This window comes from Duganella caerulea (assembly GCF_040362985.1).
In the GTDB taxonomy this organism is placed as follows: domain Bacteria; phylum Pseudomonadota; class Gammaproteobacteria; order Burkholderiales; family Burkholderiaceae_D; genus Rugamonas; species Rugamonas vulcania.
The window spans coordinates 179889-195796 of record NZ_BPWJ01000006.1; the positions used below are offsets into that span (position 1 = coordinate 179889).

The 15908-nt window shown below is 68.6% G+C and carries 12 protein-coding genes; 7 read left to right on the forward strand and 5 right to left on the reverse strand.

Features of this window, described 5'->3' with window-relative positions; genetic code table 11:
- Positions 1 to 57: 57 nt before the first annotated feature.
- From ACUJB0_RS19580 to ACUJB0_RS19605, 6 genes are all read left to right on the forward strand, one after another.
- A complete protein-coding gene (locus tag ACUJB0_RS19580; protein WP_444846674.1) occupies positions 58 to 1119 on the forward strand; it encodes a patatin-like phospholipase domain-containing protein in 1062 nt (353 codons plus the stop codon).
- The gene (locus tag ACUJB0_RS19585) at positions 1116 to 1844 is read left to right on the forward strand and encodes an SDR family NAD(P)-dependent oxidoreductase (RefSeq protein ID WP_444846675.1); all 729 of its coding nucleotides are present in this window, start codon (positions 1116 to 1118) and stop codon (positions 1842 to 1844) included. The genes ACUJB0_RS19580 and ACUJB0_RS19585 overlap by 4 nt, the downstream gene beginning before the upstream one ends.
- 214 nt (positions 1845 to 2058) lie before the next feature.
- A complete protein-coding gene (locus ACUJB0_RS19590; RefSeq protein ID WP_444846676.1) occupies positions 2059 to 3867 on the forward strand; it encodes a glycoside hydrolase family 16 protein in 1809 nt (602 codons plus the stop codon).
- A 242-nt stretch (positions 3868 to 4109) separates the two neighbouring features.
- Positions 4110 to 5300 carry an acyl-CoA dehydrogenase family protein gene (locus tag ACUJB0_RS19595; RefSeq protein ID WP_444846677.1) on the forward strand — a complete coding sequence of 397 codons (1191 nt, stop codon included), beginning with the start codon at positions 4110 to 4112 and terminating at the stop codon, positions 5298 to 5300.
- Positions 5301 to 5309: 9 nt separating this feature from the next.
- Complete coding sequence (locus ACUJB0_RS19600; protein WP_444846678.1) at positions 5310 to 6449, forward strand: acyl-CoA dehydrogenase family protein; 1140 nt, start codon at positions 5310 to 5312, stop codon at positions 6447 to 6449.
- On the forward strand, positions 6449 to 6901 hold the full coding sequence (locus ACUJB0_RS19605; RefSeq protein ID WP_444846679.1) for a MaoC family dehydratase: 453 nt from the start codon (positions 6449 to 6451) through the stop codon (positions 6899 to 6901). Before ACUJB0_RS19600 ends, ACUJB0_RS19605 begins: the two co-directional genes overlap by 1 nt.
- A 7-nt stretch (positions 6902 to 6908) precedes the next feature.
- Here the strand turns inward: ACUJB0_RS19605 and ACUJB0_RS19610 are convergent, their stop codons facing one another.
- From ACUJB0_RS19610 to ACUJB0_RS19625, 4 genes are all read right to left on the reverse strand, one after another.
- Positions 6909 to 7847, reverse strand: a complete 939-nt coding sequence (locus ACUJB0_RS19610) for a diguanylate cyclase domain-containing protein (protein ID WP_444846680.1) — start codon at positions 7845 to 7847, stop codon at positions 6909 to 6911.
- Positions 7844 to 12484, reverse strand: a complete 4641-nt coding sequence (locus ACUJB0_RS19615; protein WP_444846681.1) for a PAS domain-containing protein — start codon at positions 12482 to 12484, stop codon at positions 7844 to 7846. Before ACUJB0_RS19615 ends, ACUJB0_RS19610 begins: the two co-directional genes overlap by 4 nt.
- 87 nt (positions 12485 to 12571) lie before the next feature.
- A complete protein-coding gene (locus ACUJB0_RS19620; RefSeq protein ID WP_444846682.1) occupies positions 12572 to 13639 on the reverse strand; it encodes a phosphotransferase in 1068 nt (355 codons plus the stop codon).
- 67 nt (positions 13640 to 13706) lie between these two features.
- A complete protein-coding gene (locus ACUJB0_RS19625; protein WP_444846683.1) occupies positions 13707 to 14576 on the reverse strand; it encodes a LysR family transcriptional regulator in 870 nt (289 codons plus the stop codon).
- A gap of 102 nt (positions 14577 to 14678) precedes the next feature.
- On the opposite strand from ACUJB0_RS19625, the gene ACUJB0_RS19630 reads away from it, so the two are divergent.
- Positions 14679 to 15284, forward strand: coding sequence for a LysE family translocator (locus ACUJB0_RS19630; protein ID WP_444846684.1), 606 nt, complete (start codon positions 14679 to 14681; stop codon positions 15282 to 15284).
- Positions 15285 to 15288: 4 nt separating this feature from the next.
- Here the strand turns inward: ACUJB0_RS19630 and ACUJB0_RS19635 are convergent, their stop codons facing one another.
- On the reverse strand, positions 15289 to 15843 hold the full coding sequence (locus ACUJB0_RS19635; RefSeq protein WP_161093341.1) for a prepilin-type N-terminal cleavage/methylation domain-containing protein: 555 nt from the start codon (positions 15841 to 15843) through the stop codon (positions 15289 to 15291).
- Between the last annotated feature and the right edge of the window lie 65 nt (positions 15844 to 15908).

Consider the following 15908-nt stretch of genomic DNA (forward strand, 5'->3'; position numbering starts at 1 on the left):
TGAGGCATTATGTCACGCATGACCGACGCTGCGCGAGACCCAAGATATGAACGATGCATGGTGCTGGCCGGAGGCGGCTTCCGCTTCGGCTACTACCTCGGCATGCACGCGGCGGCCGTCGATGCCGGCCAGGAGCCGGACCTGCTGCTGGCCACGTGCGGCGGCGCGGTGGCCGGCGCCATCATCCGCAACCTGCCCGACAGCGCGGCGCGCAAGGCGTGGCTGGCATCGCCGCAGATGTATGAGTTTTTCCGCGGCCTGCGATCCGGTCCGCGCGCCACGCCGCTGCGCGCACTGGCCGGCATCGCGCTGCGGCGGATGAACGGCGCGAGGGCAGCGCGCATTCCCGATCTGTTCAACGACTACCTGTTCGAGATTCCGCCGGTGCTGCCACTGCCGCCCGAGCCGGCGCCTGCGCCCGTACCCGCATTAGCCATCGTCGGCGGCAGGCTGCTGTTCGGCCCTGGCGAAGCGGGCCAGCTGCGGCAAGGCCGCGCCATTTATCGCGTCACGCTGTTCGGCGATGATCGCATCGCCGCGCTGGCGGCCGGCCAAGCATTCGCCATCGGCCGCGACGGCTGGACCGACGCCGTCGCGCACGACCTGGCGATCGACACGACGATGCCGCTGGCCGACGCGGCCCGCATCTCGATTGCCGACATGGTCTACTTCCGCTGCCAATCCGCCGGTGGTGCGGACTACACCGGCGGCGCCATCGACCTGTTCCCGATTGAACTGGCGCGCTGCCTCGCGCGCCACGTCAGCATGGAAATGAAGCAGGCCTACGACCAGCAGACGGCCGTTCCCGCACTGCGCGCGGTGTTCGGCATCGACGCCAACGCGCGCCTGCGCCATGTGCATGGCCAGCCCGCCGACGTATGGATCGACACCTCCGACGTCAGCCAGGCCTTGCGCGGCACCGGCATCCAGAAGCGCATCGCGTGGCGCGCCAACCGCGTGCAGCTGGTGGCGCCGGCCACCTACGAACGCTACGTGGCCGACGTGGAAACCCAATGGCAGTACGGCTACCAGCGTGCAAAGGAAGCCTACGCGCTGGCCGCGCAAGGCCGCCGCCCCGCGATGCGCAACGCAACCCGACATAACAAGGCAACAGCATGAACGTGATGATCATCGGCGGCACCAGCGGCATCGGCCTGGGACTGGCGCGGCACTACTGGCGGCAGGGCGCACGCGTCGCCATCTGCGGGCGGCATCCGGGAAAACTGGAAGGCTCGCCGCTGCTGGCGGAGGAGCGCATCAGTATACACGCCTGCGACATCGCCGACCGCGACGCCGTCGCGCGCACCGTGGCCGCGTTTGCGGAGCTGGACCTGCTGATCGTCACCGCCGGCCAGTACACCGACGCCGCCGCCATCGCGCGCGATCCCGCCAGCACGTTGCCGGTGTTGCGCGTGAACGTGGGCGGTCTCGATCACGCTTTCAGTGCCGCCGCCGAAGCGATGATGGCGCGCGGGCGAGGGCAGCTGGTCGCGGTGGCGTCGATCGCCGGCCTACAGCGGGACTATCCTGGCGGCTCGCTGTACAGTGCCAGCAAGCGCGCCGCCATCGCCATCTGCGACGCCTACCGCAAGGCGTTGGCGCCATTCGGCATCGGCGTCACCGTGATCGTGCCGGGCTACGTCGACACCGCCCGCCTGCGCGAATTGAACAACGGCGACGCCAGCGGCAAACCCTTTCTCATGTCCGAGCAGGACGCGGTGCGGCGCATCGCCGCCGCCATCGAACGGCGCGACGAGCGCTGCGTCTTCCCTTGGCAGATGCATGCGTTGGTCGGCATCTTCAACCGCTTGCCAAGCTTCCTCAAAAGCCTCCGTAAAAAGTAAGCCCGCGCACGCTTGCCCGTCTTCGTTGACAAAAAATATTAATCAGAATATATTTTGAAGACGAAATTGGAATCGTTTCCAATTTCGTTTGGCGACAGCTTTCGGGCAAGCGGACCGCGCATCGTCCCATGCTCCCTGACCACAAGCGGAATAGCGCGGACCGGACGCCCGTCCGGTTCGAATGTGGAAGTTTGGATACGAGGAGACATGCATTGTGAAAAAACAGAAATTCGTTTTGTCCGCCGTGGCGGCCGGCATTCTGTCGGCGTACGGCCCGCAAGTGTTCGCCAGCGTCACCAGTCCCGTGATCGGGCAGCTGCTGTGGTCCGAGGAGTTCAACGGCGCCGCGCTCAACACCTCGCTGTGGACGGCGGTGGACGGCAACGGCTGCCAGATCAACCTGTGCGGCTACGGCAACCAGGAACTCGAGTACTACAGCCCCAACAACGTCTCCATCGTCAACGTCCCGTTCGAGCCGAACACGCGGGCGCTGGCGCTCAAGGCGCAAAACCAGACGGTGGGCAGCAATGTCTTCACCTCCGGGAAGATCGGCTCCTTCGGCAAGGTGCAGGTGCAGTACGGCATGGTGGAGATCCGCATGGCCACGCCGCAGCTGGGCATCGGCCTGTGGCCGGCCGCGTGGATGCTGGGCGTGAGCCCGCAGGCGTGGCCGCGCAACGGCGAAATGGACATCGTCGAAATGGGCCACAAGGCCAGCAGCCGCGCGGCGGCCGGCTCGCCGACGCCGGCGATCGACAACTTCGTCGGCTCCAACGTCATCACCTGGCAGCAGGCCGCCTGCGTGCCGGGCAACGAAAGCTGCGCCGCCTCCACCGCGTGGCAGACCAAGAACTGGTACACGCCGAGCCAGTCGCTGGCCAACCGTTTCGTCATCTACCGCCTGTACTGGACCGACACGCAGATGCGCTTCACCGTGGTGGACAACGGCGTCGAGCACGACCTGTACGATAATCCGCTGCCGGTCAACTCGACAGCGCTGCAGGCGCCGTTCTACCTGCTGTTCAACCTGGCCGTCGGCGGCAACTTCACGGACGCCGCCACGCCGGGGCAGGTGACGGCGCCGCTGCCGGGCACCATGTACGTGGACTACGTGCGCGTGTACCAGCTGGACGGCAAGGGCTCGGTCCAGCTGGGCAGCCAGAGCACGCCGGAGGTCGGCAAGTTCGGCGTGTTCACCGACAACACGGTGGTCAACAACAAGCTGGTGGCCGGCACCAGTTCCGACATCTTCGTGTGGAACAACGCCTCGGTCACGCAGGGCAACCTGCCGCCGTATGAGGGCAGCAATGTGATGGCGTGGAGCTTCAACACGCCGGGGCAGTGGTTCGGCGGCAGCGTCGAATCGCGCCAGGCGCGGGACATGAGCAACTTCCGCAACGGCACCATGAAGTTGAAGATCAAGATACCGGCCAACGTCGCCTTCACGGTCGGCGTGCAGGACACGTACACCAACCAGAACGCGGTCAAGTTCCCGGCCAACGCCACCACGTACGGCCTGGTGCGCAATGGCGACTGGGGCACGGCGACCATCCCGGTGGCCGACCTGGCGGGCAGCAAGATCGCCTTGCAGTCGATGCTGGACCTGTTCCAGATCGCCAGCGACAGCGCCGCGCTGCCGGGCTCCGCGTTCCAGATGGCGATTGACGATATCGTCTGGGATACCGGCACGCCGACGCCGACACCCACGCCGACTCCAACGCCGACACCCACCCCAACGCCCACGCCGACTCCGACGCCAACTCCCACTCCGACGCCAGCCGCGCAGCAAACCAGCGCGACGATGCTGAAGTTCTCGCTCAACACCAGCAGCTGGGCTGACGTGCACTACACCGTCAACGGCGGCGGCCAGCTCAACGTGCGGATGACGCAGAACGCCGGCACCAACAGCTACACCGCCAGCGGCCTGAAGATCGGCGACGTGGTGAACTACAGCTTCACTTACTGGGACACCGCCCATAACTACGCCGTCGACACCGCGCAACAAAGCTACACGATGAAGTAAATTTCCGCATCAAAATTTGGGGTCAAGTCTGGCATTCGGACACGGCCTCTGCCGTAGTGGCGCCGCTACGGCAGAGGCCGTGTCCGAATGCCAGACTTGACCCCAATTTTCTTTGGCAAAAAGTGGACAAAGCAGACCATTCTGTCGCCCTCTAAAAATGCCACAATGCGTGGCGGGATATCGGGTACAATTTCTTGAACGATCGTGCTTTTTTAGCGGGGTCATAAGAATACGGAGACAGCATGGATTTGAACTACACGGCGGCGGATCTGGCGTTCCGCGACGCGGCGCGCGCTTTCCTCGACGCCAACCTGCCGGGCGATCTGCAGAAGAAGGTCCGCAACCATCTGCGCCTGAGCCGCCAGGATTATGTGCGCTGGCATCAGATCGTCGCCAAGCAGGGCTGGGCCGCGCCGGCCTGGCCGGTCGAATACGGCGGTCCGGGCTGGAGCGCCACCCAGCGCCATATCTGGGAGGAAGAGTGCGCCCGCGCCGGCACGCCGCCCATCCTGCCGTTCGGCGTCAACATGGTGGCGCCGGTCATCATGGCTTTCGGTAACGAGGCGCAGAAGGCCCACTATCTGCCGCGCATCCTCAGCTGCGAGGATTGGTGGTGCCAGGGTTATTCCGAACCCGGCTCGGGCTCCGACCTGGCCTCCCTCAAGACCACCGCCGAACGTTCCGGCGACCACTACATCGTCAACGGCCAGAAGACCTGGACCACGCTGGCCCAGCACGCCGACATGATCTTCTGCCTGGTCCGCACCGATACCACCGTGCGCAAGCAGGAGGGCATCTCCTTCCTGCTGATCGACATGAAGACGCCGGGCATCACCGTGCGCCCCATCATCATGCTGGACGAGGACCACGAGGTGAACGAGGTCTTCTTCGACAACGTCAAGGTGCCGGTGCAGAACCTGATCGGCCAGGAGAACAAGGGCTGGACCTACGCCAAGTACCTGCTGGGCCACGAGCGCACCGGCATCGCGGCGGTGGGCCGCTCCAAGCGCGAGCTGCTGTTCCTGAAGAAGATCGCCTCCGAACACTACAAGCACGGCAAGCCGCTGTTGCAGGACCCGGTCTACGCGGCCAAGGTGGCCAGCCTCGAAATCGAATTGATGGCGCTGGAAACCACGGTGCTGCGCGTGATCACGCGCGAGTCGCACGCGCCCGGCCCGGAGGCCTCGCTGCTGAAGGTGCGCGGCTCGGAGATCCAGCAGATGCTCACCGAGCTGATGGTCGAGGCCCTGGGCCCGGACGCGCTGCCCTTCGATACCGACTACCTCGAAGGCAAGGCCGACCACGCGGTGACCGGCGACGACGCCGCCGCGCCGCTGGCCGGTTACTACTTCAATTTCCGCAAGACGTCGATCTACGGCGGCTCGAACGAGATTCAGAAAAACATCATCACCCAGATGATCCTGGGACTGTGAGGGGCAGCGATGGATTTTAATTTGAAAGAAGAACAGCAGCAGTTCGCCGACGCCCTGCGCCGCTGGATCGACAAGGACTACGGCTTCGATGTGCGCCATCGCATCGTCCACTCGCAGAGCGGCGTCTCGGACGTGGCCTGGAACACGCTGGTGGAGCTGGGCATGACGGCGCTGCCGGTGCCGGAAGAGCAGGGCGGCTTCAACGGCAGCGCGGTCGACCTGTGGGTGGTGATGCAGGAGATCGGCCGCGGCCTGGTGGTCGAGCCGTATTTCGCCACCGTGTGGGGCGCGCAGTTTCTCAAGCTGGCCGGCAACCAGCACCGCATGCTGGAGGAAGTGGCCAGCGGCGAGCTGAAACTGGCGTGCGCGCTGGGGGAGAAGCATGCGCGCCATGAGCTGTCGGACGTCAAGACCATCGCCAGCATCAACGGCGAGGGCTACCGCATCGACGGCACCAAGACAGTGGTGATCCACGGCGCCCAGGCCGGCGCGCTGATCGTGTCGGCCCGCAGCGCCGGCGCCCAGCGCGACACCAACGGCATCAGCCTGTTCGTGGTGCCGGCCGATACGCCGGGCGTGATCGTGCGCGACTACCGCACCATCGACGGCCAGCGCGCCGCCACCGTGCAGTTCAGCCATGTGGCGGTGCCGGCTTCGGCGCTGCTGGGCAAGCTGGGCGGCGGTTGGGACATGCTGGACGAGGCGGCCGACTACGGCGCCAGCCTGCTGTGCGCGGAGGCGGTGGGCGCGATGGACGCGCTGTTCGCCGCCACGCTGGACTACCTCAAAACCCGCAAGCAGTTCGGCACGCCGATCGGCGGCTTCCAGGCGCTGCAGCACCGCATGGCCGACATGTACATCCACCTGGAGCAGGCCCGCTCGATGGCGATGCTGGCCGCGGCCCGCATGTCCTGCGGCGACGCCGAGGAGCGCCGGCGCGTGGTGTCGGCGGCCAAGGTGCGGGTTGGCCAGGCGTCCAAATTCATCGGCCAGCAGGCGGTGCAACTGCACGGCGGCATGGGCGTGACCGACGAGCTGCCGGCCGCGCACCACTTCAAGCGCATGGCCATGATCGAGCTGACGCTGGGCGACGTCGACCACCACCTGGAGCGGTTCATCGCCCAGCGCGGCTTCCAGCAGCACAGCTGATGCGCAACTTCGCCAACCTGACGGCCATGAAGGCCGAGATCGGCAACGAGGTGGCGGTGTCGGACTGGGTGGAGATCACCCAGGCCCGCATCGACCTGTTCGCCGACGCCACCGGCGACCACCAGTGGATCCACACCGACGCCGAGCGGGCCGCGCGCGAGTCGCCGTACGGCGCGACGGTGGCGCACGGCTTCCTGACGCTGGCGCTGGTGCCGGCATTGCTGGTGAACGCGCTGCACATGGTGGACATGAAGATGGGCCTGAACTACGGCCTGAACAAGGTGCGCTTCCCGGCCCCGGTGCCGGTCGGCAGCCGGCTGCGGGCGCGGCTGACCATCGTCGCCATCGACGACATCGCCGACGGCGCGCAGATCCTGTGGGGTGTGGTGATCGAGCGGGAGGGCGGCGACAAGCCGGTCTGCGTCGCCGAGTTCGTGATGCGACGCTACTGAGCCGGCGTCAGGCCGCGCTGCCGCCGATCTCGGCCTTGTGGTAGCGGTTGCGGCCGTCCTGCTTGGCGCGGTACAGCTGGCTGTCGGCCATGCGGATCAGGGCGTTGCTGTCGGTGCTGTCGAGCGGCGGCAGCGCCGTGCACACGCCCAGGCTGACCGTCACGTACGGCACGGCCGGCGCGGCCGCGTGCGGGATGGCCAGCCCGCGCACTTCCTCCAGGATGCGGCGCGCCACCACCTCGGCGCCCAGCGCCGGCTCCTGCGGCAGCAGCAGGATGAATTCCTCGCCGCCGTAGCGGGCCAGCAGGTCCTGCGGCCGCGAGGCGCAGCGCGCCATCGCCAGGCTCACCTGCTGCAGGCACAGGTCGCCGGCCTGGTGGCCGTAGTGATCGTTGTAGAGCTTGAAATGGTCGACGTCGATCATGATCACCGACAGCGGCAGGCCGGCGCGCGCGCAGCGCCGCCATTCGGCGTCGAGGGTGTCGTTGAAGCTGCGGCGGTTGGCCACGCCGGTCAGGCCGTCGGTCATGCTCAGTTCGCGCATGGCGTCGGCCTGGCGCTTGATGGTCAGCTGGCTGCGCACGCGCGCGCGCACCACGGCCACGTTGAACGGCTTGCTGATGAAGTCCACCGCGCCGGCCTCCAGCGCGCGGGTCTCGTCCTCCGGCTGGTTGAGCGCGGTGACGAAGATGACCGGGATGTCCTGCAGCCGGGGCGAGTTGCGCAGCGCGGCGCACACCGCGTAGCCGTCCATGCCGGGCATGACGGCGTCCAGCAGGATCAGGTCCGGCTGCTGCTCCAGCGCCAGCTCCAGCGCCTTTTCGCCGCTCAGCGCGAACAGCACCTCGTGCTCGTCGCGCAGCGCGTGGTGCAGGATCTGGATGTTCTCCATGGCGTCGTCAACCACGAGTATCCGTCCGTTCCTGGCCAGGTCGGTCCAACTCATGCACTATCCTTTCGATACAACATATCCGCCACGATGGCTTGCGCCGCGGCGAAGTCGAGCGTCTCGACCGCCTCCGCCAGCGCGCTCCATCCGGCCGCGTCCGCCAGCGCCGGGCGCAGCTGGCGCAGCACGTCCAAAGCTTTCAAGTTGTTATTCTGAAGCAAACTATGTAACTCCGCCAGCTTTTGCGGCAAGTCGTGTGCGACCGGGTTGCCTTGGGGAAGCGAATCTGTGGAGACTGACAACTGGCGTGCGTCGGCGGCCAGGCGTTGCAGGGCCTGGTCCAGCACGGTCAGCGCGGCGTCCAGCGCGGCCGGGTCGGCGTGGTCGCGGTGCAGGATGGCTTCGGCTTCGGCGGTCAGGCCGGCCACCTGCGTCGCGCCGAGGTTGGCGGCCACGCCGCGCAGGCGGTGCAGGCTTTGCGCGGCCAACTGGCGCTGGCCGGCCGCCAGCTGCGCCCGGACCTCGGTCACGGTGCCGCCCTGCGTTTGTTCGAAGCGTTTGAACAGCGCCACCAGGGCCTCGCTGTTGCCGCCCAGCCGGGCCAGCGCGGCCTTCGCGTCGACCCCGGGCAGCGCGAGCAGGCTGGCTGGCACGCCCGCAGGGCTGGCGGCCGGCGCAAAAGCCGGCGTGGTGCCTGGCGCGGCGGCTGGCATCGCTCCGGGCGCGGCGGCGGAAGAGGGCGGGGCGGATGGCCGGGGGGCGTGCTGCGCCGCGGCCGGCGTGGCGGCCGGCATCGCGGCGGAAGTGGACGGGCCCGGCGCGGCCGGGCGCGGCACCAGCCGGGTCAGCACGTCGATCATTTCCGCGACATCGATCGGCTTGGCCACGTGGGCGTTCATGCCGGCCTGGTCGGCGCGGCGGCGGTCGTCCTCCATCACGTTGGCGGTCATGGCGACGATGGGCAGCCGCGCCAGCGGGCCGCCGGCGGCGCGGATCGCGGCCGTGGCGTCGTAGCCGTTGAGCACCGGCATCTGCACGTCCATCAGCACCAGGTCGCAACGCTGCGGGTCGGCGCGCAGCAGGTCGACCGCCAGCTGGCCGTTGGCCACCGTCTCGACCGTCGCGCCGGCGTGCAGCAGCATCATTTGTGCCACTTCCTGGTTGATCTCGTTGTCCTCGACCAGCAGGATGCGCATGCCGTTCAACTGGCCGTCCAGCTGGCCGTGCGGGGCGGACGGCGCCGCGCCGGGGCCGCCGCTGAACAGGCCGGCCACCCGTTCCAGCAGGCGCGCCGGCAGGATCGGCTTGGACAGCACGCCGGCCACGCCCAGGCCGTCGGCCAGCCCGGCCTGGCCGGCCGCGACAGGTTCCGGCGCCATCAGCAGCACCGGCGGCAGCGCCAGGCCGGCGCGCAGCCGGGCCAGCACGGTGGCGGCGTCGCCGTCCGGCATGTGGTAATCGAGCAACACCAGGTCGTAGGGCCGGTGCTGGCGCTCGCTCAGCATGGCCAGCGCGGCGCCGGCGCCGGCGGCGCAGCTGGCGGCCCAGCCCAGGTGGTTGCAGGCCAGCCGCAGGGCTTCGCGCGCGCTGGCGTTGTCGTCGACGATGAGCAGCGACAGGCCGGCCGCGGCGGGCGGCGGCACCGGCGCGGCCAGCGGCGCGGCGCATTCGAACGGGCAGCTGAACAGGAACTCCGAGCCGCCGCCCGGCTCGCTGCTGACGCTGATGGCGCCGCCCATCATGTCGGCCAGCTGGCTGCAGATCGCCAAGCCCAGGCCGGCGCCGCCGAACTGCCGGCTGCTGCTGCCGTCGGCCTGCGAGAAGGCGTCGAAGATGCGGGCCTGCTGCGCGGCCGGGATGCCGACGCCGGTGTCGCGCACGCGGAACTCCAGCAGGATGGCGTGCCGGCCGGCCAGGTCGGCGCCGGCCGCCGGCCGCACCCGCAGCACCACCTCGCCGCGCTCGGTGAACTTGACGGCGTTGCCGATCAGGTTGAGCAGCACCTGCTCGAGCCGCATCGGGTCGCCCGCCAGCGCGGCCGGCAGGCGCGGGTCGATGTCGTAGACCAGCTCGATGCCCTTGTCGCCGGCGGCGCCGCTCACCAGCACGCTGACGCTGTCGAGGATGCGCTCCAGGCTGAAGCTGGCGTGGTCGAGCACCAGCTGGCCGGCGTCGATGCGCGAGTAGTCCAGCACGTCGTTGACCAGGCCCAGCAGCGACTGCGTGGCCAGCTGGATCTTGTCCAGCTGCTCGCGTTCGCGCGGCGCCAGCGCGGCCTGCTCCAGCAGGCGGGCCAGGCCGATGATGGCGTTCATCGGCGTGCGGATCTCGTGGCTCATATTGGCCAGGAACTCGCTCTTGGCGCGGCTGGCGGCCTCGGCGCGGTCGCGCGCCAGCACCAGTTCCTCGTTCAGCTCCTGCAGGTGCAGCTCGGTTTCCTTGAGCTCGGTGACGTCGGACACCAGCACGAAGAAGCCGCGCACCGCGCCGCGCTCGTCGATGTCCGGGATGTAGTTGACCCAGGTGTGGCTGATCTCGCCCGACGGCCAGCGCAGCCGGTCGGCGAACGCCTGCGGCTGGCCGGCCAGCGCGCCCTGCACGTAGGGCGCGCAGACGGCGTACTCGGCTGGGCCCAGCACCTCGGGCATCAGCGCGTCCAGCATCTGCGCGCTGTCGCGGCCGTGCCAGTCGAGGAAATAGCGGTTGGCGAAGCGGCAGCGCAGGCCGGCGTCCCAGTAGGCCACCATGCCGGGCAGGTTGTCGGCCACGGTGCGCACGAAGTGCTCGCTCTGCGCCAGCTTGGCCACGGTGGCGCGCAAGGCTTCCTTGGCTTCCTTGCGCTCGGTGATGTCGATCGCGATGCCCAGCACGTGGGTGGCCGCGCCGTGCTCGTCGCGCAGCGCCACCTTGCGGGTGGTCAGGTAGCGGGTCTGGCCGTCGGCGGAGGTGATCGGTTCCTCGGCGATCTCGGTCACGTGGCCGGGCGGCGCGGCCAGCACCTTGCGGTCGGCCTCGGCGAAGCTGTCGGCCTGGGCGGCCGGCACGAAATCGTAGTCGTTCCTGCCGATCAGTTCCTCGCCGCCGGGATGGCCCAGCATCTGCGCGCCGTAGCGGTTGAACAGGTCGTAGCGCAGGTCGGCGGCGCGTTTCAGGAAGATCATCGCCGGCGCGTTTTCCAGCACCGAGCTCATCAACTGGCGCGAGCGCTGCAACGCCGCCTCCGTCCGCTTCAGCTCGCTGACGTCCATCAGCAGCGCGGTGATGCCGGCGATGCGGCCGTCGGTGCCGAACTGCGGGTAGTAGCTCAGCACCCAGTGGCACAGCTGATCGGGCGAGGCGGCCGTATAGCCGGAGCGCTGCAGGCCGGTCAGCGGCCGGCCGCTGTCGAGCACGGCGCGGTAGTCGGCCAGCACGCCGCGCCGCACGGCGGCGTCGGGGATCATCTCGCCGACGTGGCGGCCCAGGTGGGCGCTGACCGGCTGGCCGTTGAGGTTGGCCAGGTAGTCGTTCAGGCGCACGAAGCGCAACTGGCTGTCGACGTAGCTCAGGCCGACCGGCGCGGTGGCGTACAGGGTTTCAAGCTGGGCCCGGCTTTTTTCCAGCTGGGCGGTGCGCTCGGCCACCAGTTGTTCAAGCTGGGCCTGGTTGCGGCGCAGGTCGACTTCCAGCGCGCGGTAGGCCTGGCCGACCTCGTCGGCCTCGCGGAAGGTGGCCGCGCCCAGCGTGAACGGGCTGCCGCCGGCCAGCGCCTGGGCCGGGCCGACCAGCGCGCGCACCGAGCCGGCGATGCGGCCGCCGACCCACCAGGCCAGCGAAAAGCCGGCCAGCAGCACCGCCGCCATGGTCAGCGAGATGGTGGTGATGGCGCCCAGCAGTTCGCGCAGCGCCTGGTCCTGCGGGGTGGCGATGGCGACGATGGCGCGGCTGACCGGCGAGCGGCTGAAGGCGAGGTAGATCGGCGTGCCGTCGGCCGCCGTTGTGGCCAGCAGGGCGTTGCCGTTGGCCTGCAGCCTGGTGCGCAGCGCGGCCTCGGCGGGCTCTCCCAGCAACTGGTGCGGACCGCCGGCCTGGGCCACGATCACGCCCTCGCTGTCGAACAGCGACATGGCCTGGTGGCGGCCGATATTTTCGTCGCGCAGGATGTTGGCCAGGCGTTCCGGCTTGAGCAGCGCGGTCAGCGCGTAGGCCAGGCGGCGATCGACCCGCACCGGGACGTCGATCGCCAGCTGGGCGTTGGCGCCGTTGCCCACCAGCGACAGCTGCACGCGGTCGTGCGCGTACAGCGGGGCCAGGCGGCGGCGGTTGTCGGCGGCGGCCAGCGCGGCCGGCAGCGGCGCGCCGACCTGCAGCACGATCTTGCCGGAGGCGTCGCTGAGCAGGAACTGGGCGGCCGGGAATTGCGGACCGAGCAGGGCGGCGGCCTGGCCGCGCAGCGCGTCCAGGTCGCCGCTTTGCAGGCTGGGCGAACCGGCCAGCGCGCGCGCCGCGCTCTCGCCCTGCAGCAGGTCGCGGTCGATGGCGGCTGCCACCAGGCGGGCCGCCTGGCCGGTGTCCTCCATCAGCGTGTCGCGCTCGCGCTGGTAGAACTGGGCCACCACGGCGCCGAAGCCGATCACCGTCGGCAACGCGCACGCCAGCACCAGCAGCGTGATCTGCGAGCGGATGGATGGCAGGCGGCGGGACGGTGCTGGCACGTGGTGGGCCTCGGCGGTGATGCGGGTTCAGGCAGGCAGCACGATAGTAGCCGAGACTGGCCGTTTCAGAAAGCGATTTTGTCCATGTCAGAGGGGCTTGCCAAGGGCGTAGCTCCAGGCCAGCTCGGCCATCGGCCTGGCCATGCGGCCCGATTCCAGCGCCTGCGCGCTGGCCGCCGTGCCGTCCACGTGGCGCTTCATGATGCCTTGCATGATGCTGGCCAGGCGGAACATGTTGAAGGCCAGGTAGAAGTTGAAGTCCTCCAACCGGATGGTCTTGCCGGTGCGCTCGGCGTAGCGGGCGATGTATTCCTGCTGCGACGGGATGCCCAGCGCCGCCAGGTCCAGCCCGGCGATGCCGCGGAACTGGCCGGGCGCGATGTGCCAGCTCATGCAGTGGTAGGAGAAGTCGGCGAACGGGTGGCCCAGCGTCGACAGCTCCCAGTCCAGCACGGCCAGGATGCGCGGCTCGGTCGGGTGGAACAGCAGGTTGTCGAGGCGGAAGTCGCCGTGCACGATGGAGGTGTCTTCACCCGGCGGAATGTGGGCCGGCAGCCAGGCGATCAGCTGGTCCATCGCCTCGATGGTCTCGGTCTGCGAGGCCAGGTATTGCTTGCTCCAGCGCTCGATCTGGCGCGCGAAGTAGTTGCCCGGCTTGCCGTAGTCGGCCAGGCCGATGGCGGCGTAATCGACCGTGTGCAGCTGGGCGATCACGCGGTTCATCTCGTCGTAGATGGCGGCGCGCTCGGCCGGCGTCATGCCGGGCAGGGCCTGGTCCCACAGCACCCGGCCCTCGACGAATTCCATCACGTAGAAGGCGCGGCCGATCACCGACTCGTCGGTGCACAGCGCGTACTGGCGCGCGGCCGGGAAGCCGTTCTTGCTGAGGGCGTCCATCACGCGGTACTCGCGCTCGATCGCGTGCGCGGATGGCAGCAGCTTGGCGGCCGGCGCCGGCTTGGTGCGCAGCACGTAATGCTGGCCGCCGATGCTGAGCTTGTAGGTGGGGTTGGACTGGCCGCCCTTGAACTGCTCCACGCCTAGCGTGCCTTCCGGATAGCCGGCCACGTGCTGGCGCAGATAGGCGTCCAGTGCCGCCACGTCGAACTGGTGGCGCGCCGACACCGCCTTGGTGCCGATGAATTCTTCGAACATGCTGTCTCCCGCTGTTGTGAGTGTCAGCTATTCTAGTCCAATAAAAGTACGTGCGTGCTTTTTATTTTCAACTGTCGGCGGCGGCGCTGCGCAGCCAGTCCAGCACCGCCTGCTGGGGCGAGGCCTCCGCCAGCGGCGCGGCCGACAGCAGATAGTAGCTGGTGCCGTCCGCCACGAAGCCGAGCGGCGCCGCCAGCAGGCCGGATCGCAGGTCATCGCACACCAGATGGCGCGGGCCGATGGCCACGCCCAGCCCGGCCACGGCCGCCTGCAGGCTGAAGTAGAAATGCTCGAAGGACTGGCCGGCGCCACCTTGCCTGTGCCGGATGCCGGCGGAGCGGGCCCAGTCGCGCCAGGCGTCGGGACGGCTGCGCGCGTGCAGGCGCGGGGCGTCGGGCTGCAGCGTGGGTGCGAACCACTGCGCGGCCATGTCCGGCCGGCAGACGGGGCCGACCTGTTCGGCGAACAGGGCGTGGGCATGGAAATGTTCCGGCCAGCTGAAGTCGCCGCGCCGGATGGCCAGGTCGATGCCGCCATCGAAGGCGAACGGGCCGCCGCCGGCCACCAGCAGGAAGTCGGCGCCGGGATGGGCGGCCTGGAACGCCGGCCAGCGCGGGATCAGCCAGCGCATCAGCAACGTCGGCTCGCACGACAGCACCAGTTGCCGCCTGGGGCCGGCGCCGGCGCGCAGTTCGCCGACCGCCTGCTCGATCACGCCGAAGCCCGATTGCACCGCGCGCGCCAGCAGGCGGCCGGCGTCGGTGAGGAAGACCCGCCGGCTGCGCCGTTCGAACAGCTGCACGCCCAGGTCGTCCTCCAGCGCGCGCACTGCGCGGCTGATGGCGCCGTGGGTCAGGTGCAGGGCCTCGGCGGCGCGGCCGAAATGCTCCAGTCGGGCGGCCGCCTCGAAGCAGCGCAGCGCCGTCAGCGAGGGCATTCTGTGAGCTGTAGTCACCATGGTGGTCAGGATTGATCGTTATGTCAGGACGATTGTAGCCTTTAGCATGGCGTCTGGTTCAATTCAATGAAGGGATGCGGTATGACCGAAATGATAGTTGTAATCACCATTACGCTGCTGGCGGTGATCAGCCCCGGACCGGATTTCGCCATGGTCTCGCGCAACAGCCTGATGCTGTCGCGGCGCGCCGGCGTGCTGACCGCCGTCGGCATCGGGCTGGGCGTGGTGATCCATGTGGGCTACACGCTGCTGGGCCTGGGCCTGCTGATCCGCAATTCGCTGTGGCTGTTCAACGCGATCAAGCTGGCCGGCGCCGCCTACCTGGTCTGGCTGGGCGTGCGAATGCTGCGTGCGCGGCCCGGCGTGGCGGGCGAGGGGACGCAGCCGGTGGCGCTGTCCGACCTGGCGGCGCTGCGCACCGGCTTCCTGACCAACCTGCTCAATCCCAAGACCACGGTGTTCATCGTCAGCCTGTTCATGCAGGCGGTGCGGCCGGAGACGCCGTTCGCCGTCCAGCTGGCTTACGGGGCCTACATCGTGGCGGCGCACGTGGTCTGGTTCTGCCTGGTGGCGTTGTGCTTTTCGGCGGGGACGGTGCGCGCCCGGTTGTTGCGGGCGCGGCACTGGATAGACCGCGTGTTCGGCGGCCTGCTGGTGGGGCTGGGCGCGCTGCTGGCCGCGCGCTGAATGATTAGAAGAACAGCGCGGTGCGCTGGATGACCGTGCCGTTGTTGGTGTAGGCGGCGGTGGCGCGCACCGAGCCGGTGTTGTATTTGCCGTCGTCGAGCTTGCTGTCGACCTGTTCGGCGAACGAGTCCGGCAGGTTGTCGAGGCGGATGCCGTTGCCGCCACGGCCGCCGACCACGTCGTTGTAGATGTAGACCGCGCCGCCCTGGGCGCTGGTCATGAAGTCGGTGGTGCCGTTGAACGAGCCGGTGATGAAGCCGGCCAGCGCCAGGTGCTGCGGCGCCAGCTGGTATTCGGCGATCTGGCCGTCGCCGTTGCCGTTGCCGGTGGCGCCGGGCGCGTGGGTGGTGCCCTGCGGATCGTCGCCGGGCAGGGCGTGGAACTTGTCCTGGTAGGAGTTGACCGCCGCCGACAGGGAGTTCGATTGCTGGATGATGTTCTTGACCTTGGCGCTGTCGATCAGCCCTTGCCCCTTCAGCACGCCGCCCAGCAGCAGGCCGATGATGACCAGGACAATCGCAATCTCAACCAGGGTGAAGCCGCGTTGGGCTCGCTGCATGGGGCATCCTTTCGTAACGGTGTCGGTGGCGCAAAGACTTCGCGCTCTGTAACCATCATGATAGA

Coding starts and splice junctions, on each gene's coding strand:
- ACUJB0_RS19580 (WP_444846674.1), top strand. CDS start 58: ATGGTGCTGGCCGGAGGCGGCTTCCGCTTCGGCTACTACCTCGGCATG.
- ACUJB0_RS19585 (WP_444846675.1), top strand. CDS start 1,116: ATGAACGTGATGATCATCGGCGGCACCAGCGGCATCGGCCTGGGACTG.
- ACUJB0_RS19595 (WP_444846677.1), top strand. CDS start 4,110: ATGGATTTGAACTACACGGCGGCGGATCTGGCGTTCCGCGACGCGGCG.
- ACUJB0_RS19600 (WP_444846678.1), top strand. CDS start 5,310: ATGGATTTTAATTTGAAAGAAGAACAGCAGCAGTTCGCCGACGCCCTG.
- ACUJB0_RS19605 (WP_444846679.1), top strand. CDS start 6,449: ATGCGCAACTTCGCCAACCTGACGGCCATGAAGGCCGAGATCGGCAAC.
- ACUJB0_RS19610 (WP_444846680.1), bottom strand. CDS start 7,847: ATGAGTTGGACCGACCTGGCCAGGAACGGACGGATACTCGTGGTTGAC.
- ACUJB0_RS19620 (WP_444846682.1), bottom strand. CDS start 13,639: ATGTTCGAAGAATTCATCGGCACCAAGGCGGTGTCGGCGCGCCACCAG.
- ACUJB0_RS19625 (WP_444846683.1), bottom strand. CDS start 14,576: ATGCCCTCGCTGACGGCGCTGCGCTGCTTCGAGGCGGCCGCCCGACTG.
- ACUJB0_RS19630 (WP_444846684.1), top strand. CDS start 14,679: ATGACCGAAATGATAGTTGTAATCACCATTACGCTGCTGGCGGTGATC.
- ACUJB0_RS19635 (WP_161093341.1), bottom strand. CDS start 15,843: ATGCAGCGAGCCCAACGCGGCTTCACCCTGGTTGAGATTGCGATTGTC.